Genomic DNA, 14,941 nt, shown 5'->3' with positions numbered 1-14,941 from the left:
TTCCCTCCGGCCCGACGCCCCCGCCGGATGCTCGGGTCGCGGGGCGCCAAAGGTGGCCATAGCCTCCCAGATGTGACGCCTCCCGCGACCCGTATCCGCAGCTCCCGACCCTGCCGGGCCCTGCTCGGCGTGCTGTTCGCGGCCTACTGGCTGGCCGCCGGGACCGCGGCTCCGGCGTGGGCGGACAACCCCGTCACGCTCTCCCGGGACGGGCAGATCACCGACCGGACCGGGGCGCTCGGGGACCGTACCGGGGAGGTGGAGGCGGCGCTCGACTCCCTCTTCGACGAGCGGCGGGTGCAGCTCTTCGTCGTGTACGTACGCGACTTCTCCGGCCGCTCCTCGCAGAGCTGGGCCGACGAGACCGCCACCCGCAACGGTCTGGGCCAGGACGACGTGCTGCTGGCCGTCGCCACCCACGACCGGCAGTACGCGTACTCCGTGGACGAGGCGTCCCGGCTCACCGACGCGGAGCTGAGGGACGTGGCGAGCACCGCCGTCGTGCCGGCGCTGCGGGTGAACGACTGGGCGGGAGCGGCGATCGGCGCGGCGAACGGTTACGCGGCGGTGCTCGCGGGGCAGCCGGTGCCCTCGCCCTCCCTCTCCCCCGGCCCGGCCGATCCCGGGTCGAGCGGTTCGGGCGGCACCGACGCCGGTGATTTCCTGCTCCCGGTGGTCCTGCTGGTCGCGGTCGTCGCGGTCGCGGCGTACGCCTTCGCCCGGCGCAGGCGGCGGGCGAAGACCCGTACGACTCCGGCCTCCACCGGCTGGGGCACCGCGGCGCCCGGTGCGGCGGCGGCCGGCGAACCGCCGGCCCCGTTGCCCGAGTTGGACGCCCGCGCCAAGGAGCTGCTGGTGGACACGGACGACGCGGTACGCACCAGCGAGGAGGAACTGGGCTTCGCCTCGGCCCAGTTCGGCGAGGAGGCGGCGGCACCGTTCGCGGCGGCGGTGACACGTGCCAAGAGTGAGCTGACCGCGTCCTTCCGACTGCGTCAGCAGCTCGACGACGCGATCGTGGAGGACGAGCCGACCCAGCGCCGGATGCTGGAGGAGATCATCAGCCGCTGCACCGCCGCCGACGAGCAACTCGACGCGGTTGCCGCCGACTTCGACCGGCTGCGGGACCTGGAGCAGAACGCCCCGCAGGCGCTGTCGGAGGTGGAGGCGACCTTCCGGGACCTCACCGGCCGGGCGGCGACGGCGGGTTCGACGCTGGACGCGATGCGCACCGACTACGCGCCCTCGGCCGCCGCCCCCGTCGCGGACGACGTCGAACAGGCCAAGGAGCGCCTGGTGTTCGCCACCTCCTCCCTCAACCAGGCCCGCCAGGCGGTGGACGGCGGCGACAACTCCCGGGCCGCCGTGTTCGTACGGGCGGCGGAGAGCGCGGTGCGCCAGGCCGCCACCCTGGTGGACGCCGTGGAGCGGCGGGCCGCCGAGCTCGCCGAAGCCGCGTCCCGCGTCCCCGCCGCGCTCACCGAGATGGAGACGGACCTCGCGGACGCCCACGGGCTGCTGCGGGGCACCGCGCAGGGCGTCTCCACGGCCGACCTCCAGGGGCGGATCGGCCGGGCGGAGGCGGTGCTGGCGGACGTACGGGGCGAGGTGGCGGGCGGACGTCACGACCCCATCGACGCGCTGCGCCGACTGGAGGAGGCGGACGCGGCGCTGGACGAGTCGCTGGCCGGGGCGCGCGAGCGGGACCAGGGCAACACCCGGGCCCGCCCGTTGCTGGACCAGGCGATGCTCTCCGCCCGCTCGGCGATCTCGGCCGCCGCCGACTACATCACCACGCACCGGGGCGCGGTCGGCAGCCAGGCCCGCACCCGGCTGGCGGAGGCCCAGCGCCACGCGGAGCAGGCCGGGCAGCTCGCCGCGGGCGGTGATCCGCAGCGCGCGCTCGCCGAGGCGCAGCGGGCCGACGCGCTGGCCGGGCAGGCCCAGGCTCTCGCCGAGCAGGACGTACGTGCCTTCGACAGCCGCTCCGGTCCGGGCGGGATGCGGGGCGGGGGCGGCGGGATGGGCGGGGCCGTGCTCGGCGGCATCCTCCTCGGCGGACTCCTCGGTGGCGGCGGGCGGGGCGGCGGCCGCGGATTCGGCGGGGGCTTCGGCGGGGGCGGTGGTTTCGGCGGGGGCGGCTTCGGCGGTGCGGGGCCCGGCAGCTTCGGCGGCGGGGGGACGCGGGGCCGCAGAGGCGGCGGTGGCCGCTTCTGACCGGGTGCCCGGGGCGTCCGGCGCCCGGTCCCGTACGCCCACTCCCTGTGGCCCCCTCCCCGTACGCCCCGTCCCCGTACGCCCCGTCCCCGCACAGCCCGCATGTCGTCCCAGGCGAACCGTCCCGACTCCAGGAGAGGAGCCCCCGTGTCGAAGCAGACGATTCTCGGCCGTGTCACCCAGCTCGCGAAGGCCAACATCAACGCGCTCATCGATCAGGCCGAGGACCCGCAGAAGATGCTGGACCAGCTGATCCGCGACTACACCAACAACATCGCGGAGGCCGAGCAGGCGGTCGCCGCCACCATCGGCAACCTGCGGCTGATGGAGCAGGACCACGCGGAGGACGTGGCGGCGGCGAAGGAGTGGGGCGGCAAGGCGCTCGCGGCCAGCCGCAAGGCGGACGAGCTGCGGACCGCGGGCTCGGCGGCGGAGGCGGACAAGTTCGACAACCTCGCCAAGGTCGCGCTGGGCCGCCAGCTCCAGTCGGAGAAGGAGGCGCGGACGGCCGAGCCGACGATCGCCTCGCAGACCGAGGTGGTCGACAAGCTCAAGTCGGGGCTCGACCGGATGAAGGCCAAGCTGGGCGAGTTGAAGGCGAAGCGGGACGAGCTGGTGGCCCGCGCCAAATCCGCCCAGGCCCAGAACCGGATGATGGACGCGGTGAAGTCGATCGACGTGCTCGACCCGACGAGCGAGCTGAACCGCTTCGAGGAGAAGGTGCGGCGCGAGGAGGCGCGGGCGGTGGGCAAGCAGGAGCTGGCCGCCTCCTCGCTCGACGCGCAGTTCGAGCAGCTGGACACCATGGGCGACAGCGCGGAGGTGGAGGCCCGGCTCGCCGCGCTGAAGTCCCCGTCCTGAGCGAGGAAAGGGGCGGAGCGGTCGTGTCCGCCCCGCCCCATTCGTCCCTCGCGTGGATCGTGTCAGTGCGTGCTCAGTACATGCTGAGCAGTTGTTCGACCGTGAGCTCGGCGGCCGGCTGCCCGTCGGGCAGGGCGAGTTCGAACCAGACGGTCTTGCCGCGCGGGGTGCGCCGCGAGCCCCAGGCCGCGCTGAGCAGCCCGACGAGTTGCAGCCCCCGGCCGCCCTCGTCGGTGTCGCGGGCGCGGCGGCGGCGCGGCTGGATCAGCCCCGCGTCCCACACCTCGCACACCAGGGTGCGGTCGCGCAGCAGCCGGAGCCGGATCTCGCCCTCGCCGTAGCGCAACGCGTTGGTGACGAGTTCACTGACCAGGAGTTCGGTGGTGTCCACCAGGTCGTCGAGGTTCCACTCGGCCAGCCGCCGGCGGGCGAGTTCGCGGGCCCGGCCGACCGAGCGCGGCTCCCGGGGCAGCGTCCAGTCGCCGACGGCTTCCTCGGGCAGCCCCTGGATGCGGGCCATCAGCAGCGCGATGTCGTCCTCGCCGTGCCGGGTGTCCAGGGCGGCCAGTACGTGGTCGCAGGCGTCCTCCAGCCGCATCCGCGGCCCGGTGAGGGCGGTACGGAGCACTTCGAGGCCCTCGTCGAGCGGGTGGTCGCGCGACTCCACGAGGCCGTCGGTGTAGAGGGTGAGCAGGGAGCCCTCGGGGAGCTCGACCACGACCTCCTCGAAGGGTTCGCCGCCGACGCCGAGCGGCATCCCCGGCGGTACGTCGAGGAGCCGGGCCGCCTGGCCGGGCTCGACGACGGCGGGCGGCAGGTGGCCCGCGTTGGCGAAGGTGCAGCGCCGGGTGACCGGGTCGTAGACCGCGTACACGCAGGTCGCGAGGTACACCTCGGAGAGGTCCGCCTCGCGGGACTTCTGCAGGGCGCGCGAGGGCCACTGGGTGCCGCCGCCCTCGGGCCGGTCGCCGCCGCCGGGGGTGCCGAGGCCGCGGGCGACCTCGTCCAGCGCGGAGAGCACCTCGGCGGGTTCCAGGTCCAGCAGGGCGAGCGTGCGTACGGCGGTGCGGAGTTCGCCCATGGCGACGGCGGCGCGCAACCCGCGCCCCATGACGTCGCCGACGACGAGCGCCGTGCGGTGGCCGGGCAGTTCGATGACGTCGAACCAGTCGCCGCCGACCTCGGTGGCCGCGTTGCCGGGGAGGTAGCGGCAGGCGATGTCCAGGCCCGCCGCCTCGGGGGCGCCGGGCGGGAGCAGGCTGCGCTGGAGGATCAGGGCGCGTTCGTGCTCGCGCCGGTAGAGGCGGGCGTTGTCGATGCAGACGGCGGCGCGGGCGGCGAGTTCACCGGCCAGGTCGCGGTCGCGTTCGCCGAAGGGTTCGCTGCCCTTCGTACGGGAGAAGCGGACGAGGCCGACCACGGTGTCGTGGGCGACCATCGGCACCGCGAGCGTGGACCGGACGAACCCGAGGCCGTCGCCGGGCGCCTCGTGGACGCGGCCGGTGCGCAGGGCGCCGGCGCAGGCGGAGGCGTGCGGGTAGCGGTGTACGGCTCCGAGGGCGGGCTCCCCCGCCGCCGCCGCGGCTCCCCCGCCGCCCGGGTGCTCGCCGGACCGCGCGGCCGGCACCGGTGCGCCCGGCGGCCCGGGGGCGTGGAGATGGGCGTCGGAGACCGCGCTGGCCTGGGCGACCCGGCGCAGTTCCGGTGAGGCGGCTCCGGGCTCCGGTGCGGGGCCGCCGGCGGCCGGGGCCTCGGCGCCGGTGAGCACGGCGGGGAAGAGGTCGACGGTGGCGAGGTCGCAGAAGCCGGGGACGGCGACGTCCAGCAGTTCGCGGGCGGTGGTCTCCAGGTCGAGGGAGTTGCCGATGCGGGCGCTGGCCTCGTTCAGCAGCCGGAGGTTGCGCCGGGCGCTGGCCGCCTCGCGCGCGGCGATGTGGCGGCTGGTGACGTCGGTGGCGAGCCCGGCGACCCCGGTGGGCCGTCCCGATCCGCTGTGCACCCGGTAGAGGTTCATCGACCAGTGGCGGCGGTCGGTGTCGCCGGGGACCGTGCCGATGAGCCGGAGGTCGGTGACGGACTCCCCGGTCGCCAGCACTCTTCGCAGGGTCTCCGTCAGCCGGTCGGCCTCGGGGCGGGTCAGATAGTCCTCGGCCCTGCGCCCCCGGTGGTCGGCGGCCATGCCGCCGAAGACGTCGGCGAATCGTTCGTTCGCACGGACCACCGAAAGGTCCTTGCCGAACAGGACGAACCCGAAGGGGGATTGGCCGAAAATTGCCTGCGAGGCGGCGAGGTCCGTCTCGATGCCGCGCAGCGCCCGCACGTCCACCACGATGCAGAGGGCGGCCCGCTCCCCGGCGGCGGTCACGCTGGGCATGACGTAGACCTCGGCGAGCCCTCGGACGTCCCGCTCCCCCGGTATCCGGAAGGGGACGAGGCCCGTCCACTCCTTGCCGTCCAGGATCTCGCGGATCTGCCGGTGCCCGCCCCGGCGCAGCTCGGGAGGCATGAACGCCTCCACCGGATCGCGCCCGATCACCTCGTGCGGGCCCATGCCGAAGAGATCGGCGGCCCTTCCGCTCCACTGCTCGACCAGGCCGTCCGGGCCGATCGAGAAGGAGGCAACCCTGATGTACTCGTATATCGAGCCAGGCGGGCTGCTCTGCCACACGATGTCGCCCGCTGTCCCAGGTATCTCGCTCACGCGACCGTCCCCTCCAGCTCACACACCGGACCGGTCCTGTGCGCAGTATTCAGCACTACGGCCACTCCCGACACGGCGTTCACGATCACAGCAAGGTCTCAGTCCTTCTCGTCGGCGGCCCCGACCTCAGGTGATCGCTGTGCGTCCCCCTCCACTCCTAACCAGACAGAGGCAGCTCGAACCACACCGTCTTGCCACTCTTTCCTTTGCGTGTCCCCCAGCGACGCGCCGAACAAGCCACCAGCTGGAGCCCGCGGCCCCCTTCGTCGTCGGGGCCGGCCCGGCGACGGGTGGGAAGATCCGGAAGCGGATCGGAGACCTCCACCAGGAGTCCGTGGCCGTCGGCCGACGCGTCGGCCACGTCGGCGGGGGTGTCGCCGGGCCGTACCAGGCGTACTCCGATGGGTCCGGTGGCATGGCGGAGCGAGTTGGTCACCAGCTCGCTGACGAGCAGCACCGTGACGTCGATGACCGGCAGACCTAGGTCCCAGGCGCGCAGCGTCTCGCGGACCGCGTTCCGAGCGCCCCGCACGGAGCCCGGCTCCGCCGGGAAGGACCACTCGGCGCTGCCGCCTTCGGTATCGATCACGCCGATCACTTCCCGGGGCCGACAGCGGGTTCATCCTGCGAGGGGTCACTGTGGACATACCCGGAATTCATCGTGTATCACGACAGATCGTGACCAATGGGTCATACGGGTGCACCGGTCCTACGGGTGCGGGGGCGGCTCAGGCCAGCACGCCGGCCGCGTGGAGATCGTCGAAGAGCACCTGGTCGACCGGGGCGACGAGCGGCCGGTCCGCGTAGGTGAACCAGGCCACCTCGTCGATCTCGTTGCTCGCCACCACCGTGCCCAGGTAGTCGCCGTAGTAGCAGCTCATCCGCACCACGACGCCGTCCGCGTGCCCGTGCGCCTGCGCTTCGTAGACCCCCGCGTGCGCGACGGTCGCCGGGTCGAGGGCCACCGCGAGCTCCTCCTCCACCTCCCGCAGCAGGGTCTGGAGGTCGCTCTCCCCCGCCTCCCGCTTGCCGCCGGGGATGTAGAAGATGTCCTTCCCCTTCGACCGCGCGCAGAGAATCCTGCCGCTCTCCACTCGTACCCACGCCACCGTGTCGATCAGGGCCGGCATCGCTCCGCCTTCGTTCCCCGGCCTGGCGGTCAGGCCGGTCAGCCGGACCCTACCTTCGCGCGGCGGCGCGTTCCGAGCCCGGGGGCGCGCACCGGCGCGGGCGGGGAGGGAGTGCGCGCCGGAGGCCACGGCACCGGCGGGACGCACGACGACGGCCGGGCACCCCCTGGTCAGGGAGGGTGCCCGGCCGCCGGTGGCGCGGGTCGTCGGTCAGGGGCGGGCGGTCTCACCCGCGCGTTCGACCCAGTAGAGCTGCTGGTGCTCCCGGGTGTCGAACCTGTCCGCGACCTTCTGTGCCTCTTCTTGGGTGGCGTATCGGCCGACCCGGTACGTACTGCCGTTGATGTCCTGCCGTATCACCAGCCACGGGAGGACAGCTGCGCTGTCACTCATCGTGCTCCTCCCGAGCATGCTGCCCCTCTCCCCACCGGTCTGCACATCTCATAGGACGATCCCCAGGAAATCGCTGTGCGCATATGCCGGAGCGTACGCCTGACCTTCACTCAGCGAATGCGGAATCGCACAAAGAGATACGGAACCGGCCATACACGGGGCGCATCCGTCCGGATGCGCCCCCGAAGCGGAGAACGGGACCCTACCGCGCCGCGCGGGCGCCGACCGCCCCAGGGGCGATCACCCTCTCCCCGCCTCCGCGGCACCGGCCGTCCGCACCGTGGGCAGGGGCATCAGCACCGGTCCGGCCGCCGGCGCCTTCCGGCAGGCGTCGCCGCAGGTGGCGTCCAGCGAGCAGCAGAGCGAGCAGACGGGGCCCGCGTGGACGGGGCAGTCGGCGACGTCCGGCAGCTCGTAGGCCGCCTCGCAGACCGCGCAGGTGTGGGTGGCGGTGATGTCCTCGACCGCCACGTCGGGGCCGTTCACCGGATTGGGCCGGGCCAGGTAGTACTTGCCCTTCGTCGCCCAGGCGATCAGCGGGCAGAGCGTCACGGCGAGCCCCGCCGCGATGAACGTGGAGAAGGCTTCCGCGTACTCACCGAAGAGGCCGAAAAATGCCAGGATCGAGACGACCGAAGCGATCACCATGGCGCCGAAGCCCGCCGGGTTCACCGCGTAGAGGTAGGCGCGCTTGAACTCGATGTACGGCGGGCTGAGCCCGATCCGCTTGTTGATGACGAGGTCGGCGGCGACGGCCGCGATCCAGGCGATGCCGACGTTGGAGTAGAAGCCCAGCAGCTTGTTGAGGGCCGCGAACATGTCCATCTCCATCAGCGTCAGCGCGATGGCGAGGTTGAGGAAGATGTACCAGACCCGCCCGGGGTGCCGGTGGGTGATCCGGGAGAAGAAGTTCGACCAGGAGAGCGAGCCGCTGTAGGCGTTCGTCACGTTGATCTTGACCTGGGAGACGATGACGAAGATCGCCGCGGCCGGCAGGGCGAACCCGCCGAGCCAGGGCTTGAGCGCCTCGATCTGCGGGGCGATCGGCTCCAGCGCGTGCGTCTTGCCGACCGCCTCCAGCGCGACGAAGGCGAGGAACGCGCCGCCGAGCTGCTTGGCGGCGCCGATGATCACCCAGCCGGGCCCGGCGGCGAGCACCGCGAGGTTCCAGCGGCGCTTGTTGGCCTCGGTCTTCGCGGGCATGAAGCGGAGGTAGTCCGCCTGCTCGCCGATCTGGGCGATCAGCGAGAGCGCCACCCCGGTGCCGAGCCCGAACCCGAGCCAGGAGAAGCCCGAGCCGGCGCCCTCCGTACCGCCGAAGGAGCTGAACGAGCCCCAGGCGTCCGGGGCTTCGAAGGCGAGCACCAGGAACGGCAGGATCATGCCGATGATCCAGACGGGCTGGGTCCACGCCTGCACCTTGGCGAGCGCGCCCATGCCCCGGAACACGATCGGGATCACGATCAGCGTGGTGAGCAGATAGCCGACCTGGACCGGCAGCCCGATCGCCTGGTGCATGGCCTGCGCCATGATCGAGCCTTCGAGCGCGAAGAAGATGAAGGTGAACGACGCGTAGATGAGCGAGGTCAGCGTCGAGCCGAAGTAGCCGAAGCCGGCGCCCCGGGTGACCAGGTCCATGTCCAGGCCGTACGTGGCGCAGGCCCGGGCGATGGGGATGCCGGTGAGGAAGATGATCGCGGCGGCGGTCAGGATCGACGCGAAACCGCTGGTGAAGCCGTAGGTGAAGACGATCGAGGCGCCGATCGCGAAGTCCGCGAGGTAGGCGATGCCACCGAGCGCGGTACCCGCGACCGTCCCGGGCGACCAGCGGCGGAACGCGTGCGGGGCGTAGCGCAGCGAGTAGTCCTCGCGGCTCTCGTCGGCGGCGAGCGCCGCGTAGCTGCGGGCCGGCCCGCCGGAGCCGGACGCGCCCCCGGGCTCGGGGGGCTGCGGCGAAAGGTGCGGGGTCTCGGCCGTGGTGGGTGGTGCGATGTCCGTCATGAGGGTCCCGTCCTCGGTCCGTTGGTGCGGCAACGGACCGGAAGGTAGGAGCCGAACATGACGGGCCGCGGGCGCCGGGCGTTGCCCGGGAGTTACGGCAGGTGACGGGGGGTTAAGTCTGTGTCACCGGCCCCGGACACGCCGCACCGCCCACCGGTCGGCCCGCCGCTGGACCCGCCGGCCGAGCCGCCGGCCGACCCTCCAGCGGGCCGCCCGGCGAGCCGCCCTCGACGGCTCGCGGCGGGTCGCGACGGGCATGTCACGGGCGGGCGGCGGGCGGGTGACACGTGGGCGGGGGACGGACTGGGACCGGGGACGCGGCAGTCCGGCGGACCGGCCGGGGATGGACCGGCCGGGGGCGCGGCGGGCGGGGGCACGGCGGGCGGGCGGGCCAGGGGGCGGGCCGGGGGGCGGCCCTACCTGACCGGCAGGTGGTAGGCGACGCGGTAGCGGTCGGCGGGGACGACCACGTCGGCGGTCTCGACCGCCTGCCCGCCCGCGTAGTAGGTGCGCGCGATGACCATGACCACGTGGCCCGGCACCCCGCCGAGGTCGCCGAGTTCGTCCGCCAGTCCCGGCCGGGCGCCGACCTCCTCGGTCACGTTGTCCACCACGATGTCGATCGCCGCCATCCGGTCGACCACCCCGCAGCCGCCCAGCGGCCCCTCCTCGGGGAGCATCACCGGGGTCCGCCCGGTGACCGCGAGCGGCTCCCAGGAGGTCGAGAGCATCATCGGCTCGCCCGCGTCCCGGAAGACGTACCGGGTGCGCATGACCCGCTCCCCCGGCTCGATGCCGAGGCGCGCGGCGATCTCCGGACCGGCCTCCTCCTGCTCGCTCCTGGACTCCCAGGTGCCGCGCACGCCTTCCGCGCTCTGCTCCTGACGGAACGGACTCGACCCCGACCCGGGCCGGTAGCCGGACCGGGCGATCCTGCGCGGCACCGGACGCGCCCGGACGTACGTACCGGAGCCGGAGCGCCCCTCCACCAGCCCCTCGGCCATGAGGACCTTCCGCGCCTCCAGCGCGACGGTGTCCGAGACGCCGTACTCCTCACGGATGCGCGCCTGGGACGGCAGACGGGTATGGGGCGGCAGCGCTCCCTTGACGATCTTCTCCCGCAGATCGCTCGCCACGCGCAGATAGGCGGGCTGCTCACCGAAAGTCACTGGCCACTCCCAACAAGTTGACAGACCGCAACAGAGTCGCAACCGTGAGTGGTGCAAGACAAGCAATGGCCAGGGTTTCACTCAAAGTGATGATTCGGAGGCGCTCCACGCATGGTCCGAACGGCATCACCACAGCTCTCCCGGCCGTTCTCTGCCCACTTCGCGCCCTCCGCAAGCGCCGGAAGCCGGAGGAAGTGACACGTGCCTCCCCGGCGACCGGCCCGCACGGGTGGTCGCCCGGGTCCGCGGCCTCCGTGTGCGGGGAGTGCGCGGGGCGCACGCGGGCCACGCGATCTGCTCCGTAGGCACCCGGGCCGCCCCGGCGGCTGGCAGGCTGGCCCCATGCCCGCACCGGTGACCGCCCCTCCGCCCCCGCCCCTGCCGCCGTACCGCTGCCCGCGGGACGGGACCACGGCCGACGCCGCCACCGCGCACTGGTGCTGCCCGGAGTGCCGAGGCCCGTGGGACCTCGACTTCACCCCGGCGGGGCCGCTCGACCGGAACACCCTCGCGAGGCGCGTCAACTCCCTGTGGCGCTACCGGGAGGCACTGCCGCTCGCCGACCCCGCCGTCTCGCTCGGTGAGGGGCGTACGCCGCTGGTCGCGCTCACCGGCACCGTCTCGGCGAAGCTCGACCACCTCATGCCGACGCTCTCCTTCAAGGACCGCGGCGCGGTGATGCTGGCGGAGCTCGCGCGGCGCCTGGGACCGGACCGGGTCGTCGCGGACAGCAGCGGCAACGCGGGCACCTCCGTCGCCGCCTACTGCGCCCGCGCCGGACTGCCGTGCACGGTGTACGTCCCCGAGGGCACCTCGGCCAAGAAGACCGAGCAGATCCGGGCCCACGGCGCCCGGCTGGAGATCGTCCCCGGCGACCGTACGGCCACCGCGCTGGCTGCCCGCGCCGCCGCCGACGAGCCGGGCACCTTCTACGCCTCGCACGTCTTCAACCCGTACTTCCTGCACGGCACCAAGACCTACGTGTACGAACTCTGGGAGGACCTCGGCGGCCGGCTCCCCGACGCCCTGGCGGTTCCGGTCGGCAACGGCACCCTGCTGCTCGGCGCCGCCCTCGCCACCGCCGAACTCCTCGCGCAGGGCCTCGTCGACCGGCGCCCCGCCCTGATCGCCGTCCAGGCGGAGGCGGTCTCCCCGCTCGCCGCCGGCTTCCACGCCGGTGCGGCCGCCCTGCGGCAGCCGGCGGCCCCGGCGCCGACGCTCGCCGAGGGCATCGCCATCGCGGACCCGCCGCGCGCGGCGCAGATCCTGGCGGCGGTACGCGAATCCGGCGGCACCTTCCGCACGGTGACGGAGGAGCAGATCCGGGAGGCCCAGCGGGATCTGGCCCGGCGCGGGCTCTACGCGGAGACCACGGCCGTGGCCTGCTGGGCGGCGGTCGGCGGGTGGACGGACGGCAGCGTCGTGGTCCCGGTGTGCGGCGCGGGCCTCAAGACGGGGATGGCCGCCTGAGGGTGCGTCAGTCGCCCGCCCAGTGGGTGTCGTGCTTGACGAAGAACTCCGCGCGCTCCTCCTTTGACCAGTGGACGGCCTCGGCCGCCTTCTCGACGTACTCCTCCCGCGGAGCTCCGGGGCGAAGAGCAGGAGCATCGAGGCGAGTCCCCTTCCTTCGCCCTCGCCCTCGTCCGCGTTCAGCGTGGCGCGGGGGCGTCCACGGGCGCCGCTGCTCCATCCGGCGGGCAGCCCCGTCGGCCGTCCGCCTGCCGTACGCGTGGCCGGCCGTGCCGCGCCGGGCGCCCGCCGGTCGCGTCCCTATTTTCGTACGGGTGACCCATGCGCGCACCTCCCTCGTCGGCTGCCTGACCACCGCTCTGCTGACCATGATCGTGACGCCGGGCCAGGTGTCCGCCCAGGGCCCACGGCCCTCCCCCGCCCCGCCCTCCTGCACGGCCCGGACGGCGCCGGCCACCGCCGCTCCACTCGCGCCCGACCCGGCGTGGGAGCTGACCTCCACCCGGTACGGCGAGGCCGGGGGGTACGACCCGTACGTCGGCAACGGCTACCTCGGCCACCGCGTCCCCCCGGCCGGAACCGGCTACGCCGAGCGCCCGGAGAAGACCGGCTGGCCGCTCTACACCCCGCGCTACGACGGGGCGTTCGTCACCGGCCTCTACGGGGCCGAGCCCGGCACCACCGAGGGGCGCGAGGTCCTCGCCGCGCTGCCGAGCTGGACCCCGCTCGACCTCCGCGTCGGCGCGGAGACCTTCGGCCCGGACACCCCGTCCGGCCGGATCTCGCACTACCGCCAGACCCTCTTCCTCGCCTGCGGGCTGGTCCGCACCTCCCTGCGGTGGACCACCGCGGACGGCAGGGCCACCGACCTGGTGTACGAGGTCCTGGCGGACCGCTCCGACGTCCACGCCGGTGCCGTACGGCTCACGCTGACGCCCCGGTGGACCGGCACGGCGACGGTCACCGGGCGGCTCGACGCGCGGGGCGCGCGCCGGATGACGGTCGCCGACGACGGGACCTTCCGCACGCACGGTACGGAGGTGGACGGCGCGGTCGTCCAGACCCTGCGCCCGGCCCCGGACCGGGGCCAGGACCCGGACCCGGCCCAGGACCCGGACCAGGGCAAGGGCGCGGGGCTCGTCCGGGAGCTGCGGGTGCGCGCGGGGCGGTCGTACACCGTCGAGAAGTACGTCGGCGTCGACACCGCCCTGACCTCGCCCACCCCGCTCGCCTCGGCGCGCGCGGCATCGAGGCGGGCGGCGGGGCGCGGCTGGGCGCGGGTGCTGGCCGACAGCGCGGCGCTCTGGCGCCGCGACTGGTCCTCCGACGTGCTGGTGCCGGGCAGCCCGGACCTCCAGCGGTGGCTGCGGGCGGCCCAGTACGGGCTGCTCGCCGCGACCCGCCCAGCCGCCTCCGACAGCATCGCGCCGGCCGGTGCGACCAGCGACAACTACGCGGGCATGATCTTCTGGGACGCCGAGACGTGGATGTACCCGGGGCTGCTCGCCACCCGCCCCGAGCTCGCCCGCACGGTGGTGGAGTACCGCTACCGCACCCGGGACGCGGCCCGCGCGAACGCCGAGAAGCTGGGGTACGACGGGCTGTTCTACCCGTGGACCAGCGCGAGCCGGGGCCGCCTGGACTCCGAGTGCCAGAGCTGGGACCCGCCGCACTGCCTCACCCAGAACCACCTCCAGGGCGATGTGGCGCTGGCGGTCTGGCAGTACTGGCTGGCCACCGGCGACCGCACCTGGCTGGCCGAGCGCGGCTGGCCGCTGCTGAGCGGGATCGCCGACTTCTGGGCGTCGCGGGCCACGGCGAACCCGGACGGCGGCTGGTCGGTCGTGAACGTCGCCGGTCCCGACGAGTACAGCAACGGCGTCACCGACGGGGTCTTCACCAACGCGGTCGCCGCGACCGCCCTGCGCGACGCCGCACGCGCCGCGGCCATCCTCGGCCACCCTGCGCCCGCCGCCTGGCAGCGGGTCGCGGACGGGCTGCGCATCCCGTACGACGCGGAGCGCAAGATCTTCCTCCAGTACGCGGGGTACAACGGCTCCACGATCAAGCAGGCCGACACGGTGCTGCTGATGTACCCGCTGGAGTGGCCGATGGAGCCGGGCGCCGCCGCGGCCACCCTCGACTTCTACGCCGCCCGCACCGATCCGGACGGCCCCGCCATGACGGACTCGGTGCACGCCATCGACGCCGCCGCCATCGGGGAGCCGGGGTGCGCCACGTACACGTACCTCCAGCGCTCCGTACGCCCCTTCATGCGCGGCCCGTTCGGTCTCTTCTCCGAGGCGCGCGGCGCGAAGGCGGGCGCCTCGGACCCGCTGTCGGGGTTCCCCGCCGAGGACTTCCTCACCGGCAAGGGCGGCTTCCTCCAGGTCTTCACCCACGGCCTGACCGGGCTGCGCCTCCGCGAGGACGGCATCCGGCTCGACCCCGTGCTGCCGCCGCAGCTGGGCGCGGGCGTCACGCTGAAGGGGCTGCGCCACCGGGGACGCACCTACGACATCGCGCTCGGGCCCCGCACCACCACGGTCCGGCTGGTGTCGGGCGCCCCGTTCACCGTGCACACCCCGACGGGGCCGAGGCGCCTGGCCTCCACCCTGGTCCTGCCCACCCGCCGCCCCGACCTGACCCCCACCGACGACGCCGCCCGCTGCCGCCCGGCCACCGCCGACTCGGAGTCCCCCGGGCTCTACGCACAGGCCGCGGTGGACGGCTCCCCCGCCACCGCCTGGTCCCCCGACGGGGCCACCGGCACCCTCACGGTCCGGCTGGACCACGCCCTGCGGATCACCTCGGTGACCCCGGTCTGGAGCGACGTACCGCCCGCCTCGCACACGGTGGAGGCCTCGGCGGACGGCCGCACCTGGCAGCCGTACGTGCCGGGCGCCACGGCGCGGGCGGTGCGGGTGACGGTGGTCTCGGCGGACCCGGCGAAGCCGGCCGGGATCGCGGAGCTGGGGGTGCGGTAGGAAGCCTCGCCG

At 74.0% G+C, this 14,941-nt stretch carries 10 protein-coding genes; 4 read left to right on the top strand and 6 right to left on the bottom strand.

All coding sequences use genetic code 11. The features are described from left to right. The first annotated feature begins 72 nt into the window (after nt 1-72). A complete protein-coding gene (locus OG599_RS22430) occupies nt 73-2,217 on the top strand; it encodes a TPM domain-containing protein (protein ID WP_442809505.1) in 2,145 nt (714 codons plus the stop codon). Nucleotides 2,218-2,364: 147 nt separating this feature from the next. After that, a complete protein-coding gene (locus tag OG599_RS22425; protein WP_327177765.1) occupies nt 2,365-3,078 on the top strand; it encodes a PspA/IM30 family protein in 714 nt (237 codons plus the stop codon). A 73-nt stretch (nt 3,079-3,151) separates the two neighbouring features. Here the strand turns inward: OG599_RS22425 and OG599_RS22420 are convergent, their stop codons facing one another. From OG599_RS22420 to OG599_RS22395, 6 genes are all read right to left on the bottom strand, one after another. Further along, nucleotides 3,152-5,746 (bottom strand): SpoIIE family protein phosphatase, encoded by a 2,595-nt coding sequence (locus OG599_RS22420; protein WP_327180145.1) that lies wholly within the window; start codon nt 5,744-5,746, stop codon nt 3,152-3,154. 190 nt (nt 5,747-5,936) lie between these two features. Then, on the bottom strand, nt 5,937-6,377 hold the full coding sequence (locus OG599_RS22415; protein WP_327177764.1) for an ATP-binding protein: 441 nt from the start codon (nt 6,375-6,377) through the stop codon (nt 5,937-5,939). A gap of 130 nt (nt 6,378-6,507) precedes the next feature. Beyond that, a complete protein-coding gene (locus OG599_RS22410) occupies nt 6,508-6,909 on the bottom strand; it encodes an NUDIX hydrolase (protein WP_327177763.1) in 402 nt (133 codons plus the stop codon). A 210-nt stretch (nt 6,910-7,119) separates the two neighbouring features. Beyond that, nucleotides 7,120-7,302, bottom strand: coding sequence for an SPOR domain-containing protein (locus tag OG599_RS22405; RefSeq protein WP_442809504.1), 183 nt, complete (start codon nt 7,300-7,302; stop codon nt 7,120-7,122). 240 nt (nt 7,303-7,542) lie between these two features. Continuing rightward, the gene (locus tag OG599_RS22400; protein WP_327177761.1) at nt 7,543-9,303 is read right to left on the bottom strand and encodes a purine-cytosine permease family protein; all 1,761 of its coding nucleotides are present in this window, start codon (nt 9,301-9,303) and stop codon (nt 7,543-7,545) included. Between the two features lie 416 nt (nt 9,304-9,719). Further along, the gene (locus tag OG599_RS22395; RefSeq protein ID WP_327177760.1) at nt 9,720-10,472 is read right to left on the bottom strand and encodes a GntR family transcriptional regulator; all 753 of its coding nucleotides are present in this window, start codon (nt 10,470-10,472) and stop codon (nt 9,720-9,722) included. Nucleotides 10,473-10,814: 342 nt separating this feature from the next. On the opposite strand from OG599_RS22395, the gene OG599_RS22390 reads away from it, so the two are divergent. Together OG599_RS22390 and OG599_RS22385 are read left to right on the top strand one after the other, a co-directional pair. Beyond that, the gene (locus OG599_RS22390; protein WP_327177759.1) at nt 10,815-11,942 is read left to right on the top strand and encodes a threonine synthase; all 1,128 of its coding nucleotides are present in this window, start codon (nt 10,815-10,817) and stop codon (nt 11,940-11,942) included. A 368-nt stretch (nt 11,943-12,310) separates the two neighbouring features. Then, nucleotides 12,311-14,929 carry a discoidin domain-containing protein gene (locus OG599_RS22385; RefSeq protein ID WP_327180144.1) on the top strand — a complete coding sequence of 873 codons (2,619 nt, stop codon included), beginning with the start codon at nt 12,311-12,313 and terminating at the stop codon, nt 14,927-14,929. The last annotated feature ends 12 nt before the right edge of the window (nt 14,930-14,941 follow it).

Origin of the sequence: Streptomyces sp. NBC_01335, assembly GCF_035953295.1 — a bacterium.
Classification (GTDB): domain Bacteria; phylum Actinomycetota; class Actinomycetes; order Streptomycetales; family Streptomycetaceae; genus Streptomyces.
This window is presented reverse-complemented; position numbering and strand designations above follow the sequence as displayed.

Coding starts and splice junctions, on each gene's coding strand:
- OG599_RS22410 (WP_327177763.1), bottom strand. CDS start 6,909: ATGCCGGCCCTGATCGACACGGTGGCGTGGGTACGAGTGGAGAGCGGC.
- OG599_RS22405 (WP_442809504.1), bottom strand. CDS start 7,302: ATGAGTGACAGCGCAGCTGTCCTCCCGTGGCTGGTGATACGGCAGGAC.
- OG599_RS22400 (WP_327177761.1), bottom strand. CDS start 9,303: ATGACGGACATCGCACCACCCACCACGGCCGAGACCCCGCACCTTTCG.
- OG599_RS22390 (WP_327177759.1), top strand. CDS start 10,815: ATGCCCGCACCGGTGACCGCCCCTCCGCCCCCGCCCCTGCCGCCGTAC.
- OG599_RS22385 (WP_327180144.1), top strand. CDS start 12,311: ATGATCGTGACGCCGGGCCAGGTGTCCGCCCAGGGCCCACGGCCCTCC.